The sequence below is a fragment of the Vescimonas sanitatis genome, assembly GCF_049060325.1.
GTDB classification, from domain to species: domain Bacteria; phylum Bacillota; class Clostridia; order Oscillospirales; family Oscillospiraceae; genus Vescimonas; species Vescimonas sanitatis.
In genome coordinates this window covers 340,714-363,509 of record NZ_JBMGPW010000001.1, presented here as the reverse complement: position 1 = coordinate 363,509, position 22,796 = coordinate 340,714, and the positions used below count along the sequence as shown (strand labels likewise).

At 59.0% G+C, this 22,796-nt stretch carries 31 protein-coding genes; 21 read left to right on the top strand and 10 right to left on the bottom strand.

Annotated features, from left to right (window positions below; translation table 11 throughout):
- Nucleotides 1-74 precede the first annotated feature (74 nt).
- Nucleotides 75-1,265, bottom strand: coding sequence for a pyridoxal phosphate-dependent aminotransferase (locus ACOMDU_RS01980; RefSeq protein ID WP_421128789.1), 1,191 nt, complete (start codon nucleotides 1,263-1,265; stop codon nucleotides 75-77).
- Between the two features lie 169 nt (nucleotides 1,266-1,434).
- Complete coding sequence (locus ACOMDU_RS01975) at nucleotides 1,435-2,349, bottom strand: phosphate acyltransferase (RefSeq protein WP_421128788.1); 915 nt, start codon at nucleotides 2,347-2,349, stop codon at nucleotides 1,435-1,437.
- Nucleotides 2,350-2,581: 232 nt separating this feature from the next.
- Between ACOMDU_RS01975 and ACOMDU_RS01970 the strand changes: the two genes are divergently transcribed.
- The 14 genes from ACOMDU_RS01970 (at nucleotide 2,582) to ACOMDU_RS01905 (ending at nucleotide 11,739) form a co-directional block, all read left to right on the top strand.
- A complete protein-coding gene (locus tag ACOMDU_RS01970) occupies nucleotides 2,582-3,655 on the top strand; it encodes a YkvI family membrane protein (protein WP_421128787.1) in 1,074 nt (357 codons plus the stop codon).
- Nucleotides 3,656-3,808: 153 nt separating this feature from the next.
- Nucleotides 3,809-4,726 carry a stage III sporulation protein AA gene (locus tag ACOMDU_RS01965; protein ID WP_421128786.1) on the top strand — a complete coding sequence of 306 codons (918 nt, stop codon included), beginning with the start codon at nucleotides 3,809-3,811 and terminating at the stop codon, nucleotides 4,724-4,726.
- Nucleotides 4,723-5,205, top strand: coding sequence for a hypothetical protein (locus ACOMDU_RS01960; RefSeq protein WP_421128785.1), 483 nt, complete (start codon nucleotides 4,723-4,725; stop codon nucleotides 5,203-5,205). The genes ACOMDU_RS01965 and ACOMDU_RS01960 overlap by 4 nt, the downstream gene beginning before the upstream one ends.
- A gap of 10 nt (nucleotides 5,206-5,215) precedes the next feature.
- Complete coding sequence (spoIIIAC, locus tag ACOMDU_RS01955; protein WP_022134976.1) at nucleotides 5,216-5,410, top strand: stage III sporulation protein AC; 195 nt, start codon at nucleotides 5,216-5,218, stop codon at nucleotides 5,408-5,410.
- A gap of 3 nt (nucleotides 5,411-5,413) precedes the next feature.
- Complete coding sequence (locus tag ACOMDU_RS01950; protein ID WP_022134975.1) at nucleotides 5,414-5,800, top strand: stage III sporulation AC/AD family protein; 387 nt, start codon at nucleotides 5,414-5,416, stop codon at nucleotides 5,798-5,800.
- Nucleotides 5,797-6,879 carry a stage III sporulation protein AE gene (locus tag ACOMDU_RS01945; RefSeq protein ID WP_421128784.1) on the top strand — a complete coding sequence of 361 codons (1,083 nt, stop codon included), beginning with the start codon at nucleotides 5,797-5,799 and terminating at the stop codon, nucleotides 6,877-6,879. Before ACOMDU_RS01950 ends, ACOMDU_RS01945 begins: the two co-directional genes overlap by 4 nt.
- Entirely contained in the window at nucleotides 6,876-7,355 is a 480-nt protein-coding gene (locus tag ACOMDU_RS01940) for a stage III sporulation protein AF (RefSeq protein WP_421128783.1), read from the top strand. The genes ACOMDU_RS01945 and ACOMDU_RS01940 overlap by 4 nt, the downstream gene beginning before the upstream one ends.
- The gene (locus tag ACOMDU_RS01935; protein WP_421128782.1) at nucleotides 7,352-7,852 is read left to right on the top strand and encodes a stage III sporulation protein AG; all 501 of its coding nucleotides are present in this window, start codon (nucleotides 7,352-7,354) and stop codon (nucleotides 7,850-7,852) included. Before ACOMDU_RS01940 ends, ACOMDU_RS01935 begins: the two co-directional genes overlap by 4 nt.
- A gap of 23 nt (nucleotides 7,853-7,875) precedes the next feature.
- Nucleotides 7,876-8,424 carry a SpoIIIAH-like family protein gene (locus ACOMDU_RS01930; RefSeq protein ID WP_022134971.1) on the top strand — a complete coding sequence of 183 codons (549 nt, stop codon included), beginning with the start codon at nucleotides 7,876-7,878 and terminating at the stop codon, nucleotides 8,422-8,424.
- 86 nt (nucleotides 8,425-8,510) lie between these two features.
- Nucleotides 8,511-8,870 carry an Asp23/Gls24 family envelope stress response protein gene (locus ACOMDU_RS01925; RefSeq protein WP_022134970.1) on the top strand — a complete coding sequence of 120 codons (360 nt, stop codon included), beginning with the start codon at nucleotides 8,511-8,513 and terminating at the stop codon, nucleotides 8,868-8,870.
- A 32-nt stretch (nucleotides 8,871-8,902) separates the two neighbouring features.
- Entirely contained in the window at nucleotides 8,903-9,358 is a 456-nt protein-coding gene (gene nusB / locus ACOMDU_RS01920; RefSeq protein WP_022134969.1) for a transcription antitermination factor NusB, read from the top strand.
- Nucleotides 9,359-9,419: 61 nt separating this feature from the next.
- Nucleotides 9,420-10,658 (top strand): exodeoxyribonuclease VII large subunit, encoded by a 1,239-nt coding sequence (xseA, locus tag ACOMDU_RS01915; protein WP_421128781.1) that lies wholly within the window; start codon nucleotides 9,420-9,422, stop codon nucleotides 10,656-10,658.
- Complete coding sequence (gene xseB, locus ACOMDU_RS01910; RefSeq protein ID WP_022134967.1) at nucleotides 10,636-10,866, top strand: exodeoxyribonuclease VII small subunit; 231 nt, start codon at nucleotides 10,636-10,638, stop codon at nucleotides 10,864-10,866. Before xseA ends, xseB begins: the two co-directional genes overlap by 23 nt.
- Before the next feature lie 3 nt (nucleotides 10,867-10,869).
- Nucleotides 10,870-11,739: a polyprenyl synthetase family protein gene (locus tag ACOMDU_RS01905; protein WP_421128780.1), complete on the top strand. Its 870-nt coding sequence runs from the start codon at nucleotides 10,870-10,872 to the stop codon at nucleotides 11,737-11,739.
- A 64-nt stretch (nucleotides 11,740-11,803) separates the two neighbouring features.
- Here the strand turns inward: ACOMDU_RS01905 and nth are convergent, their stop codons facing one another.
- A complete protein-coding gene (gene nth, locus ACOMDU_RS01900) occupies nucleotides 11,804-12,445 on the bottom strand; it encodes an endonuclease III (RefSeq protein ID WP_421128779.1) in 642 nt (213 codons plus the stop codon).
- 100 nt (nucleotides 12,446-12,545) lie between these two features.
- Here nth and ACOMDU_RS01895 point away from each other — a divergent pair, with 100 nt between their 5' ends.
- From ACOMDU_RS01895 to sigE, 6 genes are all read left to right on the top strand, one after another.
- Nucleotides 12,546-13,829: a replication-associated recombination protein A gene (locus ACOMDU_RS01895; RefSeq protein WP_421128778.1), complete on the top strand. Its 1,284-nt coding sequence runs from the start codon at nucleotides 12,546-12,548 to the stop codon at nucleotides 13,827-13,829.
- Nucleotides 13,810-14,001 carry a DUF951 domain-containing protein gene (locus ACOMDU_RS01890; protein WP_022135004.1) on the top strand — a complete coding sequence of 64 codons (192 nt, stop codon included), beginning with the start codon at nucleotides 13,810-13,812 and terminating at the stop codon, nucleotides 13,999-14,001. The genes ACOMDU_RS01895 and ACOMDU_RS01890 overlap by 20 nt, the downstream gene beginning before the upstream one ends.
- A gap of 102 nt (nucleotides 14,002-14,103) precedes the next feature.
- On the top strand, nucleotides 14,104-14,394 hold the full coding sequence (locus ACOMDU_RS01885; RefSeq protein WP_421128777.1) for a Dabb family protein: 291 nt from the start codon (nucleotides 14,104-14,106) through the stop codon (nucleotides 14,392-14,394).
- Nucleotides 14,384-14,890: a DUF3784 domain-containing protein gene (locus tag ACOMDU_RS01880; RefSeq protein ID WP_421128776.1), complete on the top strand. Its 507-nt coding sequence runs from the start codon at nucleotides 14,384-14,386 to the stop codon at nucleotides 14,888-14,890. The genes ACOMDU_RS01885 and ACOMDU_RS01880 overlap by 11 nt, the downstream gene beginning before the upstream one ends.
- Before the next feature lie 258 nt (nucleotides 14,891-15,148).
- Nucleotides 15,149-16,063: a sigma-E processing peptidase SpoIIGA gene (locus ACOMDU_RS01875; RefSeq protein ID WP_421128775.1), complete on the top strand. Its 915-nt coding sequence runs from the start codon at nucleotides 15,149-15,151 to the stop codon at nucleotides 16,061-16,063.
- Nucleotides 16,005-16,709, top strand: a complete 705-nt coding sequence (gene sigE, locus ACOMDU_RS01870) for an RNA polymerase sporulation sigma factor SigE (RefSeq protein WP_022135042.1) — start codon at nucleotides 16,005-16,007, stop codon at nucleotides 16,707-16,709. The genes ACOMDU_RS01875 and sigE overlap by 59 nt, the downstream gene beginning before the upstream one ends.
- A 45-nt stretch (nucleotides 16,710-16,754) precedes the next feature.
- Here sigE and ACOMDU_RS01865 read toward each other — a convergent pair whose 3' ends face one another.
- From ACOMDU_RS01865 to ACOMDU_RS01835, 7 genes are all read right to left on the bottom strand, one after another.
- On the bottom strand, nucleotides 16,755-17,486 hold the full coding sequence (locus ACOMDU_RS01865) for a helix-turn-helix domain-containing protein (RefSeq protein ID WP_022135043.1): 732 nt from the start codon (nucleotides 17,484-17,486) through the stop codon (nucleotides 16,755-16,757).
- A gap of 199 nt (nucleotides 17,487-17,685) precedes the next feature.
- Nucleotides 17,686-18,222 carry a 2-oxoacid:acceptor oxidoreductase family protein gene (locus ACOMDU_RS01860; RefSeq protein WP_421128774.1) on the bottom strand — a complete coding sequence of 179 codons (537 nt, stop codon included), beginning with the start codon at nucleotides 18,220-18,222 and terminating at the stop codon, nucleotides 17,686-17,688.
- A gap of 1 nt (nucleotide 18,223) precedes the next feature.
- Nucleotides 18,224-18,970, bottom strand: a complete 747-nt coding sequence (locus ACOMDU_RS01855) for a thiamine pyrophosphate-dependent enzyme (RefSeq protein WP_421128773.1) — start codon at nucleotides 18,968-18,970, stop codon at nucleotides 18,224-18,226.
- A 1-nt stretch (nucleotide 18,971) separates the two neighbouring features.
- Nucleotides 18,972-20,051: a 3-methyl-2-oxobutanoate dehydrogenase subunit VorB gene (vorB, locus tag ACOMDU_RS01850; protein ID WP_022135046.1), complete on the bottom strand. Its 1,080-nt coding sequence runs from the start codon at nucleotides 20,049-20,051 to the stop codon at nucleotides 18,972-18,974.
- A gap of 15 nt (nucleotides 20,052-20,066) precedes the next feature.
- The gene (locus tag ACOMDU_RS01845) at nucleotides 20,067-20,276 is read right to left on the bottom strand and encodes a 4Fe-4S dicluster domain-containing protein (RefSeq protein WP_421128772.1); all 210 of its coding nucleotides are present in this window, start codon (nucleotides 20,274-20,276) and stop codon (nucleotides 20,067-20,069) included.
- Between the two features lie 89 nt (nucleotides 20,277-20,365).
- Nucleotides 20,366-21,103, bottom strand: a complete 738-nt coding sequence (locus ACOMDU_RS01840; RefSeq protein ID WP_022135048.1) for a CpaE/TadZ family protein — start codon at nucleotides 21,101-21,103, stop codon at nucleotides 20,366-20,368.
- A 30-nt stretch (nucleotides 21,104-21,133) separates the two neighbouring features.
- Nucleotides 21,134-22,318 (bottom strand): aminotransferase-like domain-containing protein, encoded by a 1,185-nt coding sequence (locus tag ACOMDU_RS01835; protein WP_421128771.1) that lies wholly within the window; start codon nucleotides 22,316-22,318, stop codon nucleotides 21,134-21,136.
- A 327-nt stretch (nucleotides 22,319-22,645) separates the two neighbouring features.
- Between ACOMDU_RS01835 and ACOMDU_RS01830 the strand changes: the two genes are divergently transcribed.
- Nucleotides 22,646-22,777 (top strand): hypothetical protein, encoded by a 132-nt coding sequence (locus ACOMDU_RS01830; RefSeq protein WP_421128770.1) that lies wholly within the window; start codon nucleotides 22,646-22,648, stop codon nucleotides 22,775-22,777.
- Nucleotides 22,778-22,796 lie beyond the last annotated feature (19 nt).

Sequence of the window (22,796 nt, the reverse complement as noted above, 5' to 3'; positions counted from 1 at the left end):
TTGTGAACTATATTACAAAAAGCGTCCGCAGCTCATGCTGCGGACGCTTCTGATCATGGTAGGAATTAATCAGCTTATTTATAGCTTTCGATCATGGCCTTGAAGGCGGGCAGGCTGCGCTGGATCATGTCATTGGCCACGCAGTAGCTCAGGCGGAAATAGCCGGGGCAGCCGAAACCGTCCGCGGGCACTACCAGCAGGTTGTGCTCCAGCTTGGCCTTCTCGGAGAAAGCGTTGGCATCGCCGTTGGGGGCCTTGACGAACAGGTAGAACGCGCCGTCGGGCTTGGCGCACTCATAGCCCATCTCACGCAGGCTGCTGTACAGCAGGTTGCGGTTCTCGTCGTAAGCCACCAGATCGGGGCGCTCCTCGGCGCAGTACTCGATGACCTTCTGCATCAGCGTGGGCGGGCAGACGTGGCCCATGATACGGGCGGCACCGGAGATAGCGGCGTACACCGCGTCGGCATCCTCGGCGAAGCCGGGGACGTACACATAGCCGATACGCTCGCCGGGCAGAGACAGGGACTTGGAATAGGAGTAGCATACGATGGTGTTCTTGTACAGGCAGGGGATGAAGGGGACCTTCACGCCGCCGTAGACCAGCTCACGGTAGGGCTCATCGGCAATGATGTAGATGGGATGGCCGTATTCCTTGCTCTTGCGCTCCAGCAGGGCAGCCAGACCCTTCAGGGTCTCCTCGGTATACACAACGCCGGAGGGATTATTGGGGGAGTTGATGATAATACCCTGGGTGTTCTTCGTGATGCGCTTTTCCACCTCGTCCAGATGGATCTGGAATGCCTTGGTGTCGGCGGGGACCACCACCAGCTTGCCGCCGTTGGCGTTGACGAAGGGGCGATACTCGGGGAAGAAGGGTGCCACTGCCATGATCTCGCTGTCGGCGTCCACGATCAGGGCCTTGATGATGGAGATCAGCGCGGGGGCAGCGCCGCAGGTGAAGAACAGCTCGCTGGCTTTCACATCCAGGCCGAAGCGCTCGGCCAGATCCTTGGCCACGGCGGCACGGGCGGTATCGAAGCCGGCAGCCATGGAATAGCCGTGCAGCTTGATGGAATCCATCTCGTCCACGATCTTCTTGATGGACTCGTTGACCTTCTTGGGGGCGGGAATGCTGGGATTGCCCAGAGAATAGTCATACACCTTGTCCGCGCCGACCTTGGCGGCCTGCTCCAGACCGTAGGCGAACAGCTGGCGGATCACAGAGGGCGCCGTACCCAGATTGTAGTATTCCTGATTGACCATAACATAATCTCCTCTTTTACGTTATTGTACTATGTCCATGCCGCGGCGCGGCAGATGAACCATCTCCATGATAGGCTTCACCGTGCAAATTGTCAAGCAATTGTCAATCTGACGAGATAATTTTGTAAAAAATGTAGTCAGACGAAACAAATTCTTGTGCAATACGACTTTACGCAAGCTTCATCCGACTGGACAACACACTGCCCAGTGCGATGGAGGCAAGCTTAGAATACGCGCTGTCAGCGCGGCTGACCAACACGATGGGCACCTTGGCGCCCAGAATGATACCGGCGTTCTTGGCGTTGCCGAACAGATTGGCGGCTTTGCCGATGCCGTTGCCTACCTCATAGTTGGGGACCAGCAGGATATCCGCCTTGCCGGCACCGGGGGCGATATAGTGCTTGTGATGGCATGCCTCTTCGCTGACGGCCAGATCCAGCGCTACGGGGCCGCACACGTCCATATTGTACTTGGCCCAGCGGTCAGTCATGTGGGCCAGCGTGTCGGCATCCACGGTGGACTGTACCTTGGGATTTACCTGCTCTGCGCCGCACACGCAGGAGGCGTTGATGTGCTCATAGCCCAGCGCCTGCAGGACCATGGCTGCGTTCTCCAGAATATCTGCCTTCTTCTCCAGATCGGGGAAGGTGTTGACGCCGCCGTCGGTCAGCACCAGCATACGGCCCAGAGCGGGGATCTCATACAGCATACAGTGGGTGGTAAGATGATCAGTACGCAGGCCGTGCTCCTTGTTAAACACCGCGCGCATCAGATCGGCAGTGCCCAGGATGCCCTTCATCAGGAAGTTGGCTTTTCCCTCGGCACACAGGGCCACGGCCTTGGCCGCGCAGTCCTGGTCGGTATCGCCGGCGATGATCTTGTAGTCGGCAGGGGCTTCACCCAGGCCGGTCAGCATCGCCTTGATCTCTTCCTCATGTCCCACAAGAATGGGCGTGGCAATACCCTCCCTGCGGGCCTCGACCACAGCCTCGATAACAGGCTGGTCGTGGGCCGCCGCCACGGCGATAACACCGGTCTTTCCGCCTTTGGCCGCCGCGATGATGCCGTCGATCGTGTTTATCATATACGCTCCTCCTGTACGATTTCTTTTGCCGTTTAAAGCAATATCTCTGCCAAAACGGGCACAATTTCCGGTAATAGTATACAACATATTGCGCCCATCGTCAACGAAAAACCGAAGCATTCAGTGAAAAAAATTTTTATAGCCTATCCAATTTTCCCGCAGGGTCGGCGGGGGTTGACGCGGCGGGGGAAATAAGCTATATTGGTAGAGCAAATTCGACATGAGGTGTGGTATGAAGCAGATCAAGACCTTTTCGCTGGCGTTTACCTACGTCGGCTGTTTTTTGGGCGCGGGGTTTATTTCCGGCCAGGAGCTGTGGCAGTTCTTTGGCGCCTTCGGCAACTGGGGCTATGTGGGCTTTGTCCTGGCGGCGCTGCTGTTTACGGTCATCGGCATTCTGTTCGTCCGGCTGACGCAGATGACGAAATGCGCCGAAATGGACAAGCTGCTGGTACCGTGGGACGTTAAGTGGCTCCGTGCCGCCACCGGTGTCATTGGGGCGCTGTTCCTCTTCTTTGTGGTGGTGAGTATGTCCGCCGGTGTGGGCGCCATGCTGACCCAGCTGTTTCGTGTGCCCACCTGGCTGGGCAGCGCCGTGTTCATGCTGGCGGTGTTCCTGGTGGCGCTTCTTGGCGTCAGCGGTATGGTCAATGCCTTCTCTGCCATGATCCCCATTTTGGTGCTGGCCACGGTTGGTTTTGCCGTGGGCGCCTGGTGCACCTTTGGCACGGAGGGCATCTTGCAGCTGCAATATACCAATACCAATCCTCTGATGCCCAACTGGTTTATCGCCACGCTGACCTTCGTGGCCTATAACATTCTTGGCGGTATCGGCATCATGTCCCCGGTGGGGCAGTATGTGCGGGAGAAAAAGCACGTCTATGTGGGTATTGCTCTCTCCGGCGTTATGCTGTTGGCGGTGGCGGGCAGTATCCTCACCAGTCTGGGTACCTATCCCGAGGCGGTGCAGGCGGAGCTGCCCATGGTGGCGTTGGCCTCCCGGCTCAACGGTACGCTGGGTACGATCTACGGCATTATGCTGCTGGTGGCCATGTTCTGCAACGCTCTGGCCAGTCTGGTGGGCATGAGTGCCTATGTGGAGCAGAAGTCCGCCTTTGTCCGTACCCACAAAAACCCGGTGCTGCTGGCAGTTTCCGTGCTGGCCTGGGCGGCGAGCCTGCTGGGGTTTGCCGAGATCATCGGCACTGTCTATCCCATCTTTGGCTATATCAGTATTGCGTTCCTGGTATTTCTGGTCATTCATTTCTTCCGTGCCAAAAAGACGGAGCAGCCGCAGCAGGCATAACATAAGATATAACAAAAGCGTCTATCAAGCGCCCTCTGCCGCAGGCAGGGGGCGCTTTTCAGCAGAAGCCCGCCTTGCCCGGCGGGCTTTTGTGCATATTCCGGGACGAGCTTTCATACGTTGGGGTCAAGACCAACAAAGGAGGGCGTCATCATGGAGATCGGAGAGGCGGTCGGACGCTATGAGCAGGCGGCTGCATTGCTGCCCAGCCGCTGGCAGCAGGCTGCCCGGCGTGTGCCGGAGCACCGCAAGGCCCAGGCGGAGGAGTTCCGCCTGCGGGCAGGACGACCGATGACACTACTAACATGTGAAGGGGAACTACTTGTCAGCGATGAACTGCCGCGCCAAAGTGTTACTCAGGCGGACTTGGAACAGCTGTGCGACGCGGTAACGGGCTATTCCCGCTACGCGGCGGCGGAGACGATGGGCAAGGGCTATCTCATCGGCCGGGGCGGCTTCCGCATCGGCCTGTGCGGCACCGTAGCGGTCAGGGGGGACGGCGGCACAGCCCTGCGGGATATCTCCTCCGCCGTGGTACGGATCAGCCGCCAGGTCCGTGGGTTGTGGCAGGAGGTCCCGGGATGGTCAGCAGGCGGCTTTGACAGTACGCTGATCGCAGCACCACCCGGTGGCGGCAAGACCACGCTCCTGCGCGACATGATCGCCACACTGTCCAACGGCACAGAGGATCGCTGTCCTCTGCGGGTAGGCGTGGTGGACGAGCGCGGTGAGTTGGCCGGGATGTACCGCGGTGTACCGCAGTTGGACGTAGGCTGTCATACCGACGTGCTGGACGGCTGTCCCAAGGCACTGGGCATCCCCATGCTGCTGCGGAGCGCCAATCCCCAGGTCATCGCCGTGGACGAGATCACTGAGGCGGCGGATATTCTGGCAATGACAGCGGCGGCTAACTGCGGCGTTAAGCTGCTGGCCACGATCCACGCCGAGGACGGGGAAGAGCTGCGCCGCAAGCCGCTGTTCCGGCAGCTGGCGGAGGCCGGTGTCTTTCGCCACCTCATCACCATCAGCGCATCGAATGGTCGGCGGCACTACCGCACGGAGGCCCTGTGACCACGGCGGCCGGTGCGGTACTGGTACTGAGCGCCGCCATTCTGGCCCTGCGGCGCTATTACGCACGCCAGCGCCGGTGCCGCGACCTGCTGTGGTCTTTTGCCGCCGCCCTGGGGGAGATGGAGAGTGCCATCCGCTGGCAGCGCACGCCGGTCCTGGCGCTGTTGGAGGCACTGCAGACCCGGGAGCACTGCGGTGTCTGGTTCCGTCAGATACGGGACAAAGTTCAAAGCGATATGACTTTACAGCTTGCTTGGGAGAATACCTTTCACCAGCTTTCAGACGCAGAACTCCGTGACCTGCTTTGCCGCATTTCCTGGAGTGGCGATGCCCAGCGCCTGGAGAGCACCATCGCCCGCGCCCGGGCGGAGGCTGAGCAGCTCTACGAAAAGCGCCGCGAGGCGGATCGGCACAGCCGTAGCGTGACCACCACGGCCACGCTGTGCGGTGCAGGACTGATGATCATTTTACTTCTGTGAGGGACAGACAATGGATGTTGACCTGATTTTCAAAATAGCGGCCATCGGTATCCTGGTGGCGGTGCTGAATTTGCTGCTGGTGCGAAGCGGCCGGGAGGAGCAGGCCATGATGACCACGCTGGCGGGCCTGGTCGTGGTGCTGATGATGCTGGTGCAGCAGATCAGTGACCTGTTCGACCTGGTAAAGACCCTGTTCTCCCTGTGACGCATGGATACGGTACTGCGATTGGCGGCGCTGTGCCTGCTGGGGGCCCTGCTGGCGGTGCTGCTGCGCCGCGGCGGGGGAGAGCTGGCGCTGCTGCTTGTCCTGGCTGTCTGCGGCGTGGCGGTCGCCCTGCTGCTGGAGCCGCTGGGTCAGCTCCGGGATTTCTGGGAAGAGGCCTCGGCCTGGGGTCAGCTGCCGGAGCAGCTGTTTCAGCCGCTGCTGAAAACGGTCTGCATCGCCCTGATCTGCCGGACAGGCTCCGACCTGTGCCGGGATGCCGGCGAGGGCGCCCTCGCTTCCGTGCTGGAGACTGCCGGTGCCGTGGCGGCCATCGTGGTGTCCCTGCCGCTGTTCCGCGCTGTCTGGGACCTGTTGGAGTCACTGCTATGAAAAAAGTCCTGTTCTGTCTGACACTGCTTCTTCTGTGTCTGGACTGTGCCTGGGCTGCCGAACTGCCCGACTCCGTGAAGGACGCCGTCCCGCCGGAGGCGGCGGATATCCTGCCGGAAATGGACGCCTCCGCCTCCCACGAGACACTGTGGCAGGGTCTGGGCGATCTGTGGCACAGCGCCTGCGCCTATGTCCGCACAGCGCTGGAGACCCAGGCCTCCGGTGCGGCCCTGCTGCTGGGCGTGGTGCTGCTGTGCAGTCTGGCGGGGAGCTGCCTTGCGGCGGCAGACAGTCCCTGCGTTCCCCGCTATGTCTCCGTGGCGGGAGCGCTGGCCATCACCCTTGTGGCGGCGGGCGACTTCCGCCGGATGATGGGCCTGGGTGTGGAGACTATGTCCCAGCTGGAGGTGTTCTCCAAGGCACTGCTGCCCACCCTGTCCGCCGCCGTGGCCGCCGGCGGCGGCTATATCACCGCCGGTGCCAGGCAGGTGGCCACGGTGTTCTTCACCGATCTGCTCATCAGCCTTATCCGTCAGGTACTGCTGCCGCTGCTGTACGCCTGCATTGCTGCTGCCGCCGCGGACGCCGTGGTTCCCGGCCACAGTCTGCAAAAGATCGGTCAGGGCCTTCGCAAGTGCGCCGCCTGGGCACTGACGGCCCTGATGCTGGTCTTTACCGGCTTCCTGTCGGTGACCGGTGCGACCACCTCCGCGGCGGACGCCCTGTCTACCCAGTTGACGCGCACCGCCATCGCCACAGCGGTGCCGGTGGTGGGCTCCATCATCTCCGATGCCGCCGGCACGGTGCTGGCCGGTGCCGGGATGCTGAAGGGCGCCATCGGCGTATTCGGCCTGCTGGCAGTGCTGGCCATCTGCCTGACGCCCTTTATCACCATGGCCGTGCAGTACCTGCTGTATAAGCTGGCGGCGTTTCTGGCGGGCACCGTGACCCAGGAGCCCCTGGCGGACCTGATCGACGCGCTGGGCTCCGCCTTCGGCCTGATGCTGGGCATGACCGGCAGCTGTGCGCTGGCCCTGCTGATCTCCATAATCTCTTCTGTATCGGTGGTGAGTACATGATCGCGGAAACCCTGCGTACCTGGCTTCTCGGCGTCATCGCGGCGGGCATGATCGTTGGGATACTCTACGCCCTGCTGCCCCGTGGGCGTATGAAGGCGGTGGCCCACACCGTGGGCGGCATGGCACTGCTGCTGGTCATCGTCCGGCCGCTGCTGGGCCTGGACCTGACCGAGCTGGCCCTCCGCTATGAGGACTATCGGCAGCAGATCCAGGCGTTGACAGAGGAATATCGCCGATCCGGCGACGCGGAATTCGCCGCGCTCATAGCGGACAAGACCGCCGCATATATTGCCAGCAAGGGAGATGACCTGGGCATCACATGTACCCCGCGGGTAGAGATGGAGGACCGCGATGGCGTGCCCTGGCCCAGCGCCGTGACGCTGGACATTCCCAAGGACGAGGCGCTGTCCGCGTGGCTCAGCACGGAACTGGCCATTGACGATGCGCACCAGTATTGGCGTGAGGCAGACGAATGATGGAAAAGCTGAAAGATATACTGAATAAATACCGCTTCGCGGTGCTGGTGGCTCTGGCCGGCGTGGTGTTGATGCTGCTGCCCGCCGGTAAGCAGGAGATCGAAGCCGCCGACACGGCAGGGGAGGAGATGTCCTTCTCTTTGGAGGCGACGGAGCGCCGTATGGCGGAGGTGCTGTCCGCCATGGACGGCGTGGGTCGGGTGCAGGTGATGCTGACGCTGCACAGCGGTGAAACGTTGTCGCTGGCGGAGGATAGCAGCGCCACTCTGGGCAGCGGCGGCGATGTGCGGCAGGACAGTCAGGTCCTGACGGTGAACCGCGGCAGCGGCAAGCAGGAGGTCGTGGTCACCCGGCGGCTGTACCCCACCTATCAGGGGGCGGTGGTGGTCTGTCAGGGGGCAGGCGACAGCCGTGTGCGCCTGCGGGTGCTGGAGACGGTGTCTGTGCTGACAGGACTCAGCAGCGATAAGATATCGGTAGTCCAATGGAAACAGTAACAATAAATGGGAGGAACGACAGTATGAAGCAGGTATGGAAGCGCCGCGCCGTAGCGGCGGCCGTGGTGGTGCTGGTGGGTACATCGGTGTATTTGAACTGGCGCTATGCCGGGGATGTGGCGGATACCTCCAAGGTGCTTGGCCAGTCCACGCTGGTCAATGGCGAGACTGCGGAGGCACAGGCGGATACTGCGGATACCGCTGGAGACGACTATTTCTCCACTGCCCGGCTCAGCCGCAAGCAGGCCCGCGATACCGCCATCAGTATGCTGGAGGAGGCCAAGGGCGAGGAGAACGCCTCAGAGGAGGTAGCCAACGAGGCATCCGAGACGCTTCAGGTGCTGGCGGGCTACACCGTGGCGGAGACACAGATCGAGAACCTGGTGGTGGCAAAAGGCTATGCCGACTGCGTGGCCTTTATGGGCGCGGACTCCATCAGCGTGGTGGTATCGGCGCCCGACGGTCTGGAGGCGGAGGACGTAGCGAAGATCAAGGATATCGTCATCGCGGAGACATCCTACACTCCCGGCCAGATCAAGATCATGGAAGCGGGAACGTCCGGTGCAAAATAGGTGTTGTATTTCCCCGTAAAAAATGGTATAATCCTATACTGCAATTAGCTGAGTACCAATGACAACTGTGAGGAGACAAACAGACCATGGCTGAAAATAAGGAATATATGATCCACCAGGAGGATGACGGTAGCATCCAGATCTCAGAGGATGTGCTGGCCTCCATTGCCAGTACCACAGCCTTGGAGGTGGACGGCGTCAGCGCTCTGATGAGCGCCAACGTATCCGACCTGATGGGCGGTAAAAAAATGACCTGCAAGGGCGTCCGTGTTGAACTGGACGGCGAGCAGATCGTTGTGGGCATTTTTGTTGCGGTGCGTTACGGCTGCGCCATCAGCGATGTGGCCAAAAAGGTCCAGAAGAATGTGCATACCGCGCTGGAGGGTATGACCGGCTTCAAGGTGGCGGCGGTGAACGTCCACGTGGGCGGCATCAGCTTCAACTGAACAACAGACGAGAGAGAAAAGGACGAACGCTTATGACACGCAGCACCGCACGGGAGATCGCCATACACTTGGCGTACCAGCTGAGCTTCACCGAACTGCCGGTGGAGGAGTTTCTGGACCAGCAGCTCAGCGATGAACGCTTTGCCGAGCTGGCGGCAGAGGATGACCTCTACGCCGACCGGCCCAACACCAAGCAGGAGGCGTATATCCGCCGCCTGGTCTCCGGTGTGGCGGAGCACGCCGCTGAGCTGGACGCCGACATTGAAAAGTACGCCCGGGGCTGGCGATTTGAGCGCATTTCACTGGTAGCATCCGCCATCATGCGTGTGGCCATGTACGAGATACTCTACATGGCGGACATTCCGCAGGGCGCCGCCATCAGCGAGGCGGTGACGATCGCCAAGAAGTACGAAACGCCCGAGGTTGCCAAATTCATCAACGGTATTCTGGGCAGCTTCGCCCGGGGCGAGGTCAAGGAAAAGGACTGAAAACCGCATACGAAAGGCAGAGCGTGAGGGCTCTGCCTTTTCAGGTCGCATACAGAAAGGAGTGATCGCCACGTCGGGCCAGTATATTTTCACGGTGTCCGAGGTCAACCAGTTTATCAAGGACCTGCTGGATAACGTGCCGCCATTGCAGGAGGTCCTGCTGCGGGGCGAGCTCTCCAACTATAAGGTATACCCCTCCGGCCATCACTACTTTACGCTGAAGGACAGCCAGTGCAGTCTGAAGTGCGTCATGTTCAGGGGCAGCGCCGCGCGCCTGCGCTTCCGCCCGGAAAACGGTATGCAGGTCATCGCCTCCGGCCGTATCAGCGTCTATCCCCGCGACGGCGCCTACCAGCTGTACTGCACCGGCCTGACGCCCGAGGGCGCCGGCGACCTGAGTGTGGCCTTTGAGCAGCTGAAGGAAAAGCTGCGGAAGGAGGGCCTGTTTGACGAGACCCATAAAAAGCCCCTGCCGCCATATCCCCGGCGCATCGCCATCGTCACCTCCCCGGCAGGCGCGGCGGTCCACGACATGATCCGCATCCTCCGCCGCCGCTATCCCATCGCCAAGGTCCTTCTGCTGCCCGTTCGCGTGCAGGGAACTGAGGCCCCGGCGGAGATCGCCGGAGCCATCCGTTACGCCAACGCCCGCAGCCTGGCCGATGTGCTCATCACCGGCCGCGGCGGCGGTTCGCTGGAGGACCTGTGGGCCTTTAACGACGAGCGCGTGGCCCGCGCCATCTACGACTCGGATATTCCCGTCATCTCGGCGGTGGGCCACGAGCCGGACGTGGCCATCAGCGACTTCGTAGCGGACCGGCGGGCCTCCACGCCCTCCAACGCTGCCGAGATCGCCGTGCCGGACATGGCCGAGCTGCTGCGGACGCTGGATGCCGCCCATTCCCGCATGACACAGTCGATACGCCGCGATATCGCCGCCCATTCCCACCGTTTAGAGTCCCTGTCGAAAAAACGCGTCCTCACGGACCCGACCGCTTACCTGGCGGACCGCCGCCAGGATGTGGACCATATGACCCACCGGCTCTGTGCCGCCATGCGTGTGGTGACAGATGTCCAAAACCGCCGCTTCGGCGCGCTGGCCGCGTCGCTGGATGCCCTCAGCCCATTGAAGGTCCTGGGCCGCGGCTACGCACTGGCCCAGCGGCCGGACGGCACGGTGCTCCGCAGCGCCGATCAGGCGCGGATAGGGGAGACCCTGCGCCTGCGGCTGGCCGACGGCACCCTGCGGTGCCAAGTAAAGGAAAAGGAGAACGAACATGGCAGCAAAAAAGACGTTTGAGGAGAATATGTCCCGGCTGGAGGAGATCGTCTCCCTGCTGGAAAGGGGCGATGCCACGCTGGGCGACAGCATGGCGCTGTTTGAGGAGGGCACCAAGCTGGTGAACGCCTGCCGCAAGGAGCTGGACACCGCCGAGCAGAAGGTGGTCAAGCTGTCCAAGGGCCCCGATGACGCGCCGGTGGAGCATGATTTTGCTGCGGAGGATTGAGCCATGGACTACGAAAGACACTATGAGCAGTACCGCGCGGCGGTAGAGGACTACCTTTCCACACTCTTTGCCGGCAGCGCCCCCTATGACCGTCTCTACGATGCCATGCGGTACAGCGTGCTCTCCGGCGGCAAACGTATCCGCCCGGTGCTGACGCTGGAATTTGCCCGTCTGGGCGGTATCGACTGGCGCCTGGCGCTGCCCTATGCCTGCGCGCTGGAGCTGGTGCACAACTATTCCCTTATCCACGACGACCTGCCCTGCATGGACGACGACGATCTGCGCCGTGGCAAGCCCACCAACCACAAGGTCTACGGCGAGACGCTGGCCATTCTGGCCGGCGATGCCCTCCAGCCCGAGGCCTTTCGTCTCATTGCCCAGGCGACGGGACTGCCCGCCGAAAGCCGTATCGCGGCGGTCGAGGTCCTGGCCCGGGCCGCCGGTGCCGACGGCATGGTGGCCGGACAGGTGCTGGACACCCTCTGCGACGTCCGCGAGGAAGCCGGCCTGACCCAGCTGGACCGTCTCAAGACCTGCGCCATGATCTCCGCCGCGGCGGAGCTGGGCTGTGTGGCCGCCGGAATGAACGCCGACAAGCGCCGTCAGGCCCGTGAATTCGGCGACGGCCTTGGCCTGGCCTTCCAGCTCCGTGACGATATCCTGGATGTGACAGGCGCACAGGAGGTGTTCGGTAAGCCCATCGGCTCTGACAAGGCGGAGGGCAAGGTCACGCTGGTGGATGTGAAGGGCCTGGAGCAGTGCCAGCGCGACGTGGAGCAATACACCGCGCGAGCCAAGGCCGCTATTGCCGCCTGGCCCGATAATTCGTTTTTGCTGGAGCTTGCCGACCACATGGTAAATCGTGTAAAGTAATATCACCTTACAGTTAATGCAGATAAATGCCCCGCGCCGTTTGGCGCGGGGCGCCTTCTGTCATCTATCGTTCTGCGGTGCTGCCATAGTCACACAGCGCCCGCAGGGCGCAATTTTCACAGTCCGGCTTCCGTGCCATACACAGCGCGCGGCCATGGAGCACCATCCGGTGGCAGAAGTTGTTGGCCTCCTCCGGGGGAATGACCTTTCGCAGCTGCTGCTCCACCTTCAGCGGGTCCTTGCTGCCGTCCGTCAGTCCCAGCCGTCCGGTGATGCGGATGCAGTGGGTGTCGCAGACATAGCCGTCCTTTCCGTAGATATCGCCCAGGATCAGATTGGCGGTCTTGCGCCCCACACCGGGCAGTGAGAGCAGGTCCTCCATGTTGTCCGGGACCTTTCCGCCGAAGCGCTCCACCAGCATTTTCGCGGAGCCAACGATGTCCCGGGCCTTGGCCCGCCAGAAGCCGCAGGACTGGATATATGTACCCACCTCGTCCACATCGGCGGCGGCAATGGCCTCCAGCGTGGGATAGCGGGCAAACAGTGCCGGCGTCACCAGATTGACCCGCGCGTCGGTGCACTGCGCTGCCAGACGCACGGAGAACAGCAGCTCATAGTCCTTCTCATAGTCCAGCGAACACAGCGCGTCCGGGTACAGCGTCTTCAGCGCCGCGATAATGGCGCCGACCTGTTCCTTCGACTTCATGCGACATCACCTCATCCCAATTGTAACAGAGGTTGCAGAAAAAGGCAATCTGTGCTATACTGTTTCATAAGATTTTCCACAGAAGGGAGGCGGTGCCGCTATGCGTCCGCTGGCAGACGAGATACGGCCCCAGACTCTTGACGATGTGGCCGGACAGAAGCACCTGCTGGGCGAGGGGGCGCTGCTGCGCCGCCTGATCGAGAACGGCACCGATGCCAACCTCATTTTCTACGGTCCCTCCGGCACCGGAAAGACCACCGTGGCCAACATTATCGCCAGGCAGGCGAAAAAGGCGCTGTACACCCTAAACGCCACCACCGCATCCCTCCAGGATGTGAAGAATGTCATGGCGGATGTGGACACCATGATGGCGCCAAACGGTATCCTGCTGTACCTGGATGAGATACAGTATTTCAACAAGAAGCAGCAGCAGAGCCTGCTGGAATTTCTGGAAAACGGCAAGATCACCCTGATCGCCTCTACCACAGAGAACCCGTATTTCTATATCTACAACGCACTCCTGTCCCGCAGCACGGTTTTTGAATTTAAGCCTCTGTCGGTGGAGGATACCATCCCCGCCGTGGAACGGGGCCTGCGTATCGAGCAGGAGAGGAGCCAGCTGCCCTTTACCTGGGAAGAGGATGTGCCCCGCACAGTGGCCGCCGGCTGCGGCGGCGATGTCCGAAAGGCCATCAACGCCGTGGAGCTGCTGTACCGTTCCGCCAAGCCGAAGGATGGCGGATTATATGTGACAAGGGATGATGCTTTACAGCTAAGCCAGTGCAGCGCCATGCGGTATGACAGGGAGGGGGATGACCACTATGACCTGCTCTCCGCCCTGCACAAATCCATCCGCGGCTCCGACCCGGACGCGGCGGTGTACTACCTGGGCCGTCTGCTGGTGGCGGGCGACGTGATCTCTCCCTGCCGTCGTCTGCTGTGCATCGCGGCGGAGGATATCGGCCTTGCGTACCCGCAGGCCATCACCGTCACAAAAAGCTGCGTGGACGCGGCACTGCAGCTGGGCCTGCCGGAGGCGCGGCTGCCCCTGGCCGAGGCGGCGGTGCTGCTGGCCACCGCACCCAAATCCAACAGCGCCCACAACGCTATCATCGCCGCTATGGAGGATATTCAGCGCGGCGCGGTGGGTGACATCCCCCGGCACCTGAAAAACGTCCACGCTGACAGTGCCGGCGCGGACAAAGCCCCCGCCTATAAGTACCCCCACAATTACCCGGACCACTATGTGCAGCAGCGCTATCTGCCGGAGTCCTTGGGGGATACGCATTACTATGCGTACGGCGAAAACAAGACCGAGCAGGCCGCCAAGCGGTACTGGGACGACATTAAGGGGAAGAACGGAAATGGACCTGCGGTTACATGATGTTTTAGAGCTGAAAAAGGAGCACCCCTGCGGCAGTAAACGCTGGCAGGTGCTCCGTGTGGGCATGGATATCAAGCTCCGGTGCCTCGGCTGCGGCCACGAGGTCATGCAGCCCCGGCGTAAGATCGAAAAAATGATACGGCGCATCGTGCCGAAGGAGGAATTGCAATGAGACCGAAATGGACAAGATACTTCGCCATGGGCATCGCCCTGCTGCTGGCCATCGTCATGGCCGTAACGCTGGTCCTGCCGTACCTGGGACTGTGAGGCTGCCATGAAGCACTGTATTCTGGCAAAATTCACTCCGGAGGCCAAGGCGCAGCGCGCCGCGCTGCTGCCGCGTATCCGGGAGATATTCTCCGCCGCGGCGGATATTCCCGGCGTTCACGGCGCGGAGGTCATCCCCAACTGTGTGGACCGGGACAACCGTTACGACGTGCTCATTCGTCTGGATATGGACCGCGAGGCCCTTTCCCTGTACGATGTGTCCGCTATGCACCACCGGTGGAAGGACGAGTTTATGCCCCTGCTGGAGAAGAAGGCCATCTTTGATCATGAATCATAACCACCAGTTTACTGGTGGTTGTGATTTTCTATTAGCGGGAGAGCCGCCATACAGACAGCTGGTATGCTGCATGGTTTCTGTGCTGTCCTCCGCGCTGGCCCATACCATTCTTTACAGCCCGTGGGTCATCTATTTCCTCTGTATTGCTTTGGACAAAAGCTTTAAAGAATTATTCTATTTTTGGGAGGCCGCTATGGATAATGTATTGCTTTTGATTTTTGGTATATTTTTGTCGGTGCTCGGCATCTTGAATATCAAAGGGAATATCAGCACCATACATTCCTATAACCGCAGAAAAGTGAAAGAAGAGGACATCCCCAAATACGGTAAGGCGGTGGGGACGGGAACGGTCATTATGGGGGCGTCCCTGATCTTGGCGTATTTCGCCACATTCTGGAATGAGGCGGCAATAGATTATATCATCTTTCCGGCGATAACTATTGGCCTGGCCTTTATCCTATATGGGCAGATCAAATACAATCACGGTATTTTTTGACCCGTAAAAAACGCACCCTCGTGAGGTTGATCCTCATGAGGTATAGAAAAGGTGCCAATAAGGTGTCAACAACAGCCATAAAAGAGCAACAAAAGCTATAGCAAAAAGTATACCAAAATGACGCGGAATGTCAATGAAAAGCGGTGACGGATGGATTATAAAGCGGTAACGAACCGGTTACAAATGCTGCGGTGCCCGCCTGGTTGCGACGTTTTTTTTCGTCCCGCCGCTCTATAATAGTGGCAGCGAGGTGAGGCAATGACTGTGGTGTATCTGGACCGCGTTTTCCTGCTCAACAGCGTGGTAGACTATCTGCTTTTCCTATGTGCCGCAAGGCTTTGCGGCTTTCCGCTGCGTCGAAGGCGGCTGATTTTTTGCGCGGTGCTGGGCGGCGTTTACGCGGCTGCGGTCTTTATTTCCGAGCTTGCATTTTTGGCTCACCCGGCGATCCGATTGGCCTTTGGAGGCTTGCTGGCGCTTGCCGCGTTTCGCCGTTTCCGCCCGGTCCTCACATTTTTTTTGCTTTCGGCCGCCCTCGCCGGCACCCTGCTGGCCCTCGGCCTGGCCTTTGGCTCGGTGGCGGGACTGGCACAGCGGTTGTATTACGCCGATGTTAGCTGGCAAGCGCTTATATTGGTCAGTATATTGTTTTACGTGCTTCTCCGGCTTTTTGCCGGTCAGGCAGCACGTCATGGAGGGGGAGAATTGTTGCAGATCAAAGTATCTGTCGGCGGAAGGATACAAACCGTTACCGCCCTGCACGACACGGGTAATACACTGAGGGATCCGGTCACCGGGTGTCCGGCGCTGGTAATGGAGCGCCGTTCCGCAGACGCATTATGGACACCGGCGGTGGCCGATGTTTTGGCAGAGCAGCTGTCTCCGGAAGAGAAAATGGCAAAGCTACACCGAATAGGTTGTCCGGTACGGTTTACACTGCTGCCTTTTCGCGCGGTGGGGACGGCTGCAGGCCTGCTGTTGGCAGCCTGTAGCGATTACATAGAAGTGAATGGCAAACGCTATCCACGGACACCCGTCGCGCTGTCGGAGCAAGCGGTCAGTGATGGCGGCGGGTATCACGCCCTGTGGGGGGCAATGGAAGGGAGAATAGGGCATGGCAAAGCTTCTGATTTGGCTGAAACGCCTGTGGCACAGCGTATACAGGCCGGATAAGGTCATGTACATCGGCGGGAGCGATACGCTGCCGCCACCCTTACCGAGAGATGAGGAGTCTGTTCTGCTGGAAAAGCTGAATACCGGCGATTTTCAGGTGCGGCAGACGCTGATCGAACACAACCTGCGGTTGGTGGTTTACATAGCCAGACGTTTTGAAAATACCGGTATCCATATAGAGGACCTGATCTCCATTGGCACTATCGGATTGATTAAGGCGGTCAATACGTTCCGGACAGATAAGAATATCAAGCTGGCTACCTACGCCTCGCGGTGTATTGAGAATGAAATTCTCATGTACTTGCGGAAGAACGGCGCACAACGGACAGAGGTCAGTTTCGATGAGCCGCTGAATACCGACTGGGACGGAAAAGAACTGTTGCTCAGCGACGTACTGGGGACTGACAGCGATGTGGTCATGCGGCCCATTGAAGCGGATGTGGACCGGCAGCTGCTGCAAACGGCGGTATCGCACCTCAGTCCGAGAGAGAGGGATATCATCACCATGCGGTTTGGCCTGGGCGGTATCAAGGAGCTCACCCAAAAGGAGGTGGCGGATCGATTGGGGATTTCGCAGAGCTACATATCACGGCTGGAGAAGCGTATCATCCTGCGACTGCGGCGAGAATTGCAGAAAATGAACTAAAGGCTGTGAAGGAGTACACCTTCACAGCCTTTGCGCGGTCAAATATTATTGTAAGGATAGGGCGGCCGGACGGTTGACCACCATCATATTGTAGTAACGCAGCAAATGATAATCATCCTTATCCAGTTTGATGGTGCCCAGCAGGCGGTCGTTTTCCTCCAGCGGCTCTTTAGAGATCAGCGCCTTCAATGCAATGGGTGCAAAGAACGGGGAGGAGCCGATACCGGATACCAGTCCCACGGCGGGCATACGGTTCTGCATGGGATTGAGCATACAGATATACATCTTTTCCGCCTCGTTGATCTGATTGGTCAACACCATGTGGGTGATGGTGTCGTAAGCCTTCATCTCTCCGGTGAACAGATGCTGGCAACGGTCCGGATCGGAGAAGGACGCCACGCCCATATACAACGTGACCTCGACACTCTCGTGGTCCACTGACTGAGAAAACCGCAGAAGTGAGCGCACCATCTGGCGAATACGGCCATCATAGTAGTACATATAGGCCAATGTCTGATTGAAGTAGCTATTCTTAGGTAGCGCCGGCTCCGCATGGAACATGGGAGGCTGATAATCGATGAAGCATTTTAGATCAATATCCAGTGCCTGCGCAATCTCGTACAGTGTTTCGATGTCGATGGTAATGGCACCGTTTTCGTACTTGGACAGCGTCGCTTTGCTCTTATTGATCATGGCGGAGAATTGCTCGATGGTATAGCCGCGGCTCTTGCGGTATTTTTTGATGCGTTGTCCCACAAAATAAGAAAAAGAGCTCAAAAGCGACACCTCCTTATAATGGAGTAATGATACCAAACGTTTGGTAGGAAGTCAATAGTTTTTTTCTGTGAAGGAAACCTTTTTCACTGGCCTTTTCTTTTTAATAAACCATTCGGTGAAAATAGTAGTAAACAAAAGAAAGCCCCCGGCAACCATACGGATGCCGGGGGCCAAAATGATGTAAGAATGTATGAACGACTTACTTAGCGGCTTCCATGCCGGCCAGCAGAGCCTTCTTGTTGCCCTCCAGGAAGCGGGCCTTCTTCTCGCCCAGCTCGATGCGGATAGCTTCCATCATGCTTTCCACAGAGGTGACGGGAGCCTTAGCCAGGGTCGCGCCCAGGATGGCCACGTTGGCACCCTTGGGGTTGCCGATGGATTCGGCAATGCCGTTGGCATCGCAGTACACCACGGTGATATCATCGCGAACCGCTTTGCGGTCGATGATAGAGCTGTTGATGACCAGAACGCCGCCGGGCTTCACATGTGCTTCAAACTTGTCCAGAGAAGGACGGTTCATCGCCACGATCACATCGGCCTTCTCCACCAGAGGGGAGGCAACGGGGTCATCGGAGACGATGACGGAGCAGTTGGCGGTACCGCCGCGCATCTCGGGGCCATAAGAGGGCAGCCAGGAGACGTGCTTGCCATCCAACATACAGGCCATAGCGACGAACTTACCGATCAGGAGCATACCCTGACCGCCGAAACCGGCGAAAATAAAGGTTTTTTCCATGTTACTTCGCCTCCTTGTCTTTGTAAACGCCCAGAGGATAGTAGGGGATCATGTTCTGCTCCAGCCAATCCATAGCTTCCACCGGAGACAGGCCCCAGTTGGTGGGGCAGGTGGACAGCACTTCGATCATGGTGAAGCCCTTACCCTCCATCTGCAGACGGAAGGCTTTGGCAATGGCCTTCTTGGCCTTGGCGATGTTGGCGGTATTGTTGACCGCCACGCGCTCAATGTAGTAAGAACTGGGAACAGCGGCCAGCATCTCGCACATCTTGATAGGCAGACCACTCCACTCCTCGCTGCGGCCAGCAGGGCAGGTAGTTGCCTTTTGGCCGATCAGGGTGGTGGGGGCCATCTGACCGCCGGTCATGCCATAGATCGCGTTGTTGACAAAGATGGTGGTGATCTTCTCGCCGCGGTGGGCGGCGTGAACGATCTCCGCGGTACCGATAGACGCCAGGTCACCGTCGCCCTGATAGGTGAATACCAGAGTGTCCTTGCCGACGGAGCGCTTGATACCGGTGGCAACAGCGGGTGCGCGGCCGTGGGCAGCCTCGTACATATCGCAGTTGAAATAGTCGTAGGCAAACACGGAGCAGCCGACAGGGGCCACACCGATCACCTTGCCGTCTAATTTCATCTCGTCGATGACCTCGGCTACCAGACGGTGGATGATGCCGTGGTTGCAGCCGGGGCAATAGTGGAACTGCTTGTCAGTCAGCAGCTTAGTCTTTTCGAACAGTACAGCCATCTTATTTACCCTCCTTCATGCTCAGGATCTTGGTGACGATCTCGTCGGTAGAGGGCATCTGGCTGCCGCAATGACCGAAGAAGTCAACGTGCTTGGCGCCATTGATGGCCAGCTTTACGTCCTCCAGCATCTGGCCTTCGTTCAGTTCAACGTCCAGAACGGCCTTCACGCCGGGCTGGCAGCAGGCCTCACGCACAGCGTCATAGGGGAAGGGCCACACAGTGATGGGGCGGACCAGGCCGACGTTAATGCCTTTTTCCTTCAGCTCGGCGATAGCGCTCTTGGCGATACGCGCCACGGTGCCGAAGGCAGTAATGATGTACTCAGCGCCTTCGCAGTTGTAGCTTTCCCACATCTGCTCGTTGGCAACGACTTCCTTGTACATGGCCTGCAGCTCGTCATTGTGGACAGCTAGGCTCTCGGTATCGATGTAGATAGAATTGATAATGCCGCGCTTAGCGGGATCATCGCCGGGCTTCCAGCCGGTGCAGGCCCAGGGTTTCTTCTCCGGGTCTACCTTGTAATCTACCATCTCGGGCAGCTCCACGGGCTCCATCATCTGGGCGATGATGCCGTCCGCCAGGAACAGCACGGGGATACGGTACTTTTCGGCCTTGTCATAGGCGATCATCATCAGGTCGATGGCCTCCTGCACAGAAGCGGGGGCGAAGGTCAGCAGATGATAGTCGCCGTTGCCGCCGCCCTTGACACCCTGGAAATAGTCGCCCTGGGATGCCTGGATATTACCCAGACCGGGGCCGCCGCGCATCACGTTGATGATGACAGCGGGAACCATGGCGCCTGCGCAGTAGGAGATGCCTTCCTGCTTCAGGGACACGCCGGGGCTGGAGGAGGAGGTGATGACGCGGGCGCCGGTACCGGCAGCGCCATACACCATGTTGATAGCCGCCACTTCGCTCTCGGCCTGCAGGAAGCAGCCGCCGATCTCGGGCATACGGGCGGACATATATTCGGGGATCTCCGTTTGCGGAGTGATGGGGTAACCGAAGAAAAAGCGAGCGCCGGCACGAATAGCGGCTTCTGCAATCGCTTCGCTGCCCTTCATAAGAGTCAAAGCCATATTCTTTCTGCCTCCTTAGTCTTTTTCGATTCGGATCACCACATCAGGACAGGTGCGGGCGCAGGACGTGCAGCCGATGCACGCCTCTATGTTCGTCACTTCTGCCGGATGGTAGCCCTTTGCATTGATGCGGGTCTTGGACAACTCAATGATGTGCTTGGGACAAGCTCTTGCACACAGACCGCAGCCCTTGCAAAGATTTTCGTCGATGGTAACTCTTACCACTCTCTTTACACCTCTTTTCTTAATTCCTTTTCCGATGCTGTGTTTGCTGTGTTATTACAATCCCTTCGCGTAGAGGGAAGTAACCGGGTTTAATACATATCCTTGTGAGGGTTTTTGGTGTTCAGCCCGTACTCGATATAGGAGTCCCAGTCGCGGTGCATATACACGTCGATGGGAATGGGCTGTCCCACATATTTTGGATCGGGGTTTCGGGCCAGAAAGGCGTCCAGAAACTCCTTTTTGCCGGTGGTGTAGGAAACCGGGATGCCCGTGAGGTCACTGACCTCACGGAGCATCTGGTAGCCATCCCACAGGTCTTGCTCGGTGGTGGCAGTAGCGAGGTTCGTGTTGTTGATCATACCGGTGATCTGCAGCCGCGCGTGGGTCTGCATACCCTCCTGTAAACGGAGAAGCTTCTCCACCGTGCCGGCCAAAGGCCGCCGAATATTCACCACGTTCAGCACCTCCAGTGCACCGGGCGCCAGGTCCACAAAGTCCTGGTGATACCGGCCCAGTGCTGTGGCGCCCACGTCGTCGCCGCCTACATCGAATATGACGGTGTCCCAATCCAGCACAAAGGCGGACGACACCTCGGCAGGGAGAGAGAGCGTCTCGATACCGGAGCAGGCAAAGTTGGGGGAGACCAAACGGATCTCCTTCTGCTCCACCAGCTTGCCGCGCTCTGTCAGACGGAAGTAGGTGTTGACCATATCCAGGTCCAGCAGTTCCGTCCGGTCGCCGCGGGCGGCCGCCTGCATAGCAAAATTCAGAGCCAATTCGCTCTTGCCGCTGCCATAGTTGCCGATGAGGACTTTTACGTGCTTCATGGGATGCGTCGTCTCCTTATATCTTGACTGTTAGCGAAGATTTTCGCGGATGGTCTGGCACAGCGCTGTGATACCCTTGACGATCTTATCCTCGGGCATGCAGCTGTAGTTCAGACGCAGGGTGTTGTCGTGGCCGCCGTTGGGGAAGAAGGAGCCGCCGGGAACGAAGGCCACCTTCTTGGCAAGGCACTTCATCTGCAGATCCTTGGCGTCCATGTACTCGGGCAGAACGACCCATGCGAACAGACCGCCGTCGGGACGGGTGAAGGTGCAGGGCTCGGGCAGCTCCTTGGCCAGCGTCTCCAGCATCACGGCACGGCGCTTGCGGTAGCACTCACGGATGGTGTTGACGTGGGCGTCCAGATCGAACATATCGATCCACTTGGAGGTCTCCATCTGGCCGATGGTAGATGCCTGCAGAGAGGCAGCCTGCTCCATGAAGTTGTACTTAGCCAGGATCTCATCCTCGGCGCAGACCCAGCCCAAACGGTAGCCGGGAGCCAGGATCTTGGAGAAGGTGCCCAGATAGATCACCAGACCCTTGGTGTCCAGGCTCTTCAGTGCGGGCATATACTCACCCTCGAAGCGCAGCTCGCCGTAGGGGTTATCCTCGATGACGGGGATCTCATAGCGGTTAATGATCTCCATGAACTTATGACGGCGATCCAGATCCCAGGTGCGGCCGGTGGGGTTCTGGAAATCGGGAATGACGTAGATCATCTTCACGCGCTCGGTGGTGGCCAGGATCTTCTCCAGCTCGTCCATCATCATGCCGCCGTCGTCGGTGGGAACTTCGATGAACTTGGGCTCACAGGCCTTGAACGCATTGACGGCGCCCAGATAGGAGGGGCTCTCCAGCAGAACCACGTCGCCGGGGTTCAGGAACACGCGGGCAGAGAAGTCCAGACCCTGCTGAGAACCGGAGGTGACGAGGATGTGATCCTTGTCGGTGTGGATATTGTTCTTGGCCAGCATACGCTCAGCGATCTGCTCGCGCAGGCGGGGGAAGCCCTCGGTGGTGGAATACTGCAGAGCCTCGCGGCCATGCTCCTTTAGAACGGCGATAGAGGCCTCCATCATCTGCTCCACGGGAAACAGTTCGGGAGCGGGCATGCCGCCGGCAAAGGAGAGTATGTCGGGCTGTGCCGTCAGCTTCAGAAGCTCGCGGATCTCGGAGCCCTTCAGCAGGTTCATTCTACTTGCAAACTGTACCATGTACTTTTCCTCCTCAAATTTTGTTGAGGCGCAAATGCGCCTGAACGTACAGCCTTATTAAAGCACATTTCCCCGGTAAAGTAAATAAAGAGGAAGGGCAGAAATCGTCAGTGCGTTGATTTTTGGTGAACCCGCCAAAAATTTAAGGCGCTGTACCGTCAAAACCACAACGAAAAGTGGTCACAAAAATCGGCAGAAAATGTGAAGTTTTCGACAAACTCTGTGATATATTGAACCGTTCGGCAAAATTGACCTGCGACACATTTGCAAACGGGATCGTAATGTGCTATATTGCAAAAAACGGTAGGCATAGAAAGGAGCCGGTATATGAAAAAGAAAGAGTTTTTGGCGGGAACGGTGCTGTTGGCTGCCAGCTCGGCGCTGTGTCTGCGCCTGATGAAAAAGGTGGGAGAACGGCTGAAAAAGCAGCAGGGGAAGGCCAAGGAAATGAACAAATAAATATCCCTCGGCGAAGCCG

Excerpts from the sequence above, each read along its gene's own strand:
- ACOMDU_RS01980 (WP_421128789.1), bottom strand. The coding sequence starts at position 1,265 with ATGGTCAATCAGGAATACTACAATCTGGGTACGGCGCCCTCTGTGATC.
- ACOMDU_RS01975 (WP_421128788.1), bottom strand. The coding sequence starts at position 2,349 with ATGATAAACACGATCGACGGCATCATCGCGGCGGCCAAAGGCGGAAAG.
- ACOMDU_RS01970 (WP_421128787.1), top strand. The coding sequence starts at position 2,582 with ATGAAGCAGATCAAGACCTTTTCGCTGGCGTTTACCTACGTCGGCTGT.
- ACOMDU_RS01965 (WP_421128786.1), top strand. The coding sequence starts at position 3,809 with ATGGAGATCGGAGAGGCGGTCGGACGCTATGAGCAGGCGGCTGCATTG.
- spoIIIAC (WP_022134976.1), top strand. The coding sequence starts at position 5,216 with ATGGATGTTGACCTGATTTTCAAAATAGCGGCCATCGGTATCCTGGTG.
- ACOMDU_RS01950 (WP_022134975.1), top strand. The coding sequence starts at position 5,414 with ATGGATACGGTACTGCGATTGGCGGCGCTGTGCCTGCTGGGGGCCCTG.
- ACOMDU_RS01945 (WP_421128784.1), top strand. The coding sequence starts at position 5,797 with ATGAAAAAAGTCCTGTTCTGTCTGACACTGCTTCTTCTGTGTCTGGAC.
- ACOMDU_RS01940 (WP_421128783.1), top strand. The coding sequence starts at position 6,876 with ATGATCGCGGAAACCCTGCGTACCTGGCTTCTCGGCGTCATCGCGGCG.
- ACOMDU_RS01935 (WP_421128782.1), top strand. The coding sequence starts at position 7,352 with ATGATGGAAAAGCTGAAAGATATACTGAATAAATACCGCTTCGCGGTG.
- ACOMDU_RS01930 (WP_022134971.1), top strand. The coding sequence starts at position 7,876 with ATGAAGCAGGTATGGAAGCGCCGCGCCGTAGCGGCGGCCGTGGTGGTG.
- ACOMDU_RS01925 (WP_022134970.1), top strand. The coding sequence starts at position 8,511 with ATGGCTGAAAATAAGGAATATATGATCCACCAGGAGGATGACGGTAGC.
- nusB (WP_022134969.1), top strand. The coding sequence starts at position 8,903 with ATGACACGCAGCACCGCACGGGAGATCGCCATACACTTGGCGTACCAG.
- xseB (WP_022134967.1), top strand. The coding sequence starts at position 10,636 with ATGGCAGCAAAAAAGACGTTTGAGGAGAATATGTCCCGGCTGGAGGAG.
- ACOMDU_RS01905 (WP_421128780.1), top strand. The coding sequence starts at position 10,870 with ATGGACTACGAAAGACACTATGAGCAGTACCGCGCGGCGGTAGAGGAC.
- nth (WP_421128779.1), bottom strand. The coding sequence starts at position 12,445 with ATGAAGTCGAAGGAACAGGTCGGCGCCATTATCGCGGCGCTGAAGACG.
- ACOMDU_RS01895 (WP_421128778.1), top strand. The coding sequence starts at position 12,546 with ATGCGTCCGCTGGCAGACGAGATACGGCCCCAGACTCTTGACGATGTG.
- ACOMDU_RS01890 (WP_022135004.1), top strand. The coding sequence starts at position 13,810 with ATGGACCTGCGGTTACATGATGTTTTAGAGCTGAAAAAGGAGCACCCC.
- ACOMDU_RS01885 (WP_421128777.1), top strand. The coding sequence starts at position 14,104 with ATGAAGCACTGTATTCTGGCAAAATTCACTCCGGAGGCCAAGGCGCAG.
- ACOMDU_RS01880 (WP_421128776.1), top strand. The coding sequence starts at position 14,384 with ATGAATCATAACCACCAGTTTACTGGTGGTTGTGATTTTCTATTAGCG.
- ACOMDU_RS01875 (WP_421128775.1), top strand. The coding sequence starts at position 15,149 with ATGACTGTGGTGTATCTGGACCGCGTTTTCCTGCTCAACAGCGTGGTA.
- sigE (WP_022135042.1), top strand. The coding sequence starts at position 16,005 with ATGGCAAAGCTTCTGATTTGGCTGAAACGCCTGTGGCACAGCGTATAC.
- ACOMDU_RS01860 (WP_421128774.1), bottom strand. The coding sequence starts at position 18,222 with ATGGAAAAAACCTTTATTTTCGCCGGTTTCGGCGGTCAGGGTATGCTC.
- ACOMDU_RS01855 (WP_421128773.1), bottom strand. The coding sequence starts at position 18,970 with ATGGCTGTACTGTTCGAAAAGACTAAGCTGCTGACTGACAAGCAGTTC.
- vorB (WP_022135046.1), bottom strand. The coding sequence starts at position 20,051 with ATGGCTTTGACTCTTATGAAGGGCAGCGAAGCGATTGCAGAAGCCGCT.
- ACOMDU_RS01840 (WP_022135048.1), bottom strand. The coding sequence starts at position 21,103 with ATGAAGCACGTAAAAGTCCTCATCGGCAACTATGGCAGCGGCAAGAGC.
- ACOMDU_RS01835 (WP_421128771.1), bottom strand. The coding sequence starts at position 22,318 with ATGGTACAGTTTGCAAGTAGAATGAACCTGCTGAAGGGCTCCGAGATC.
- ACOMDU_RS01830 (WP_421128770.1), top strand. The coding sequence starts at position 22,646 with ATGAAAAAGAAAGAGTTTTTGGCGGGAACGGTGCTGTTGGCTGCCAGC.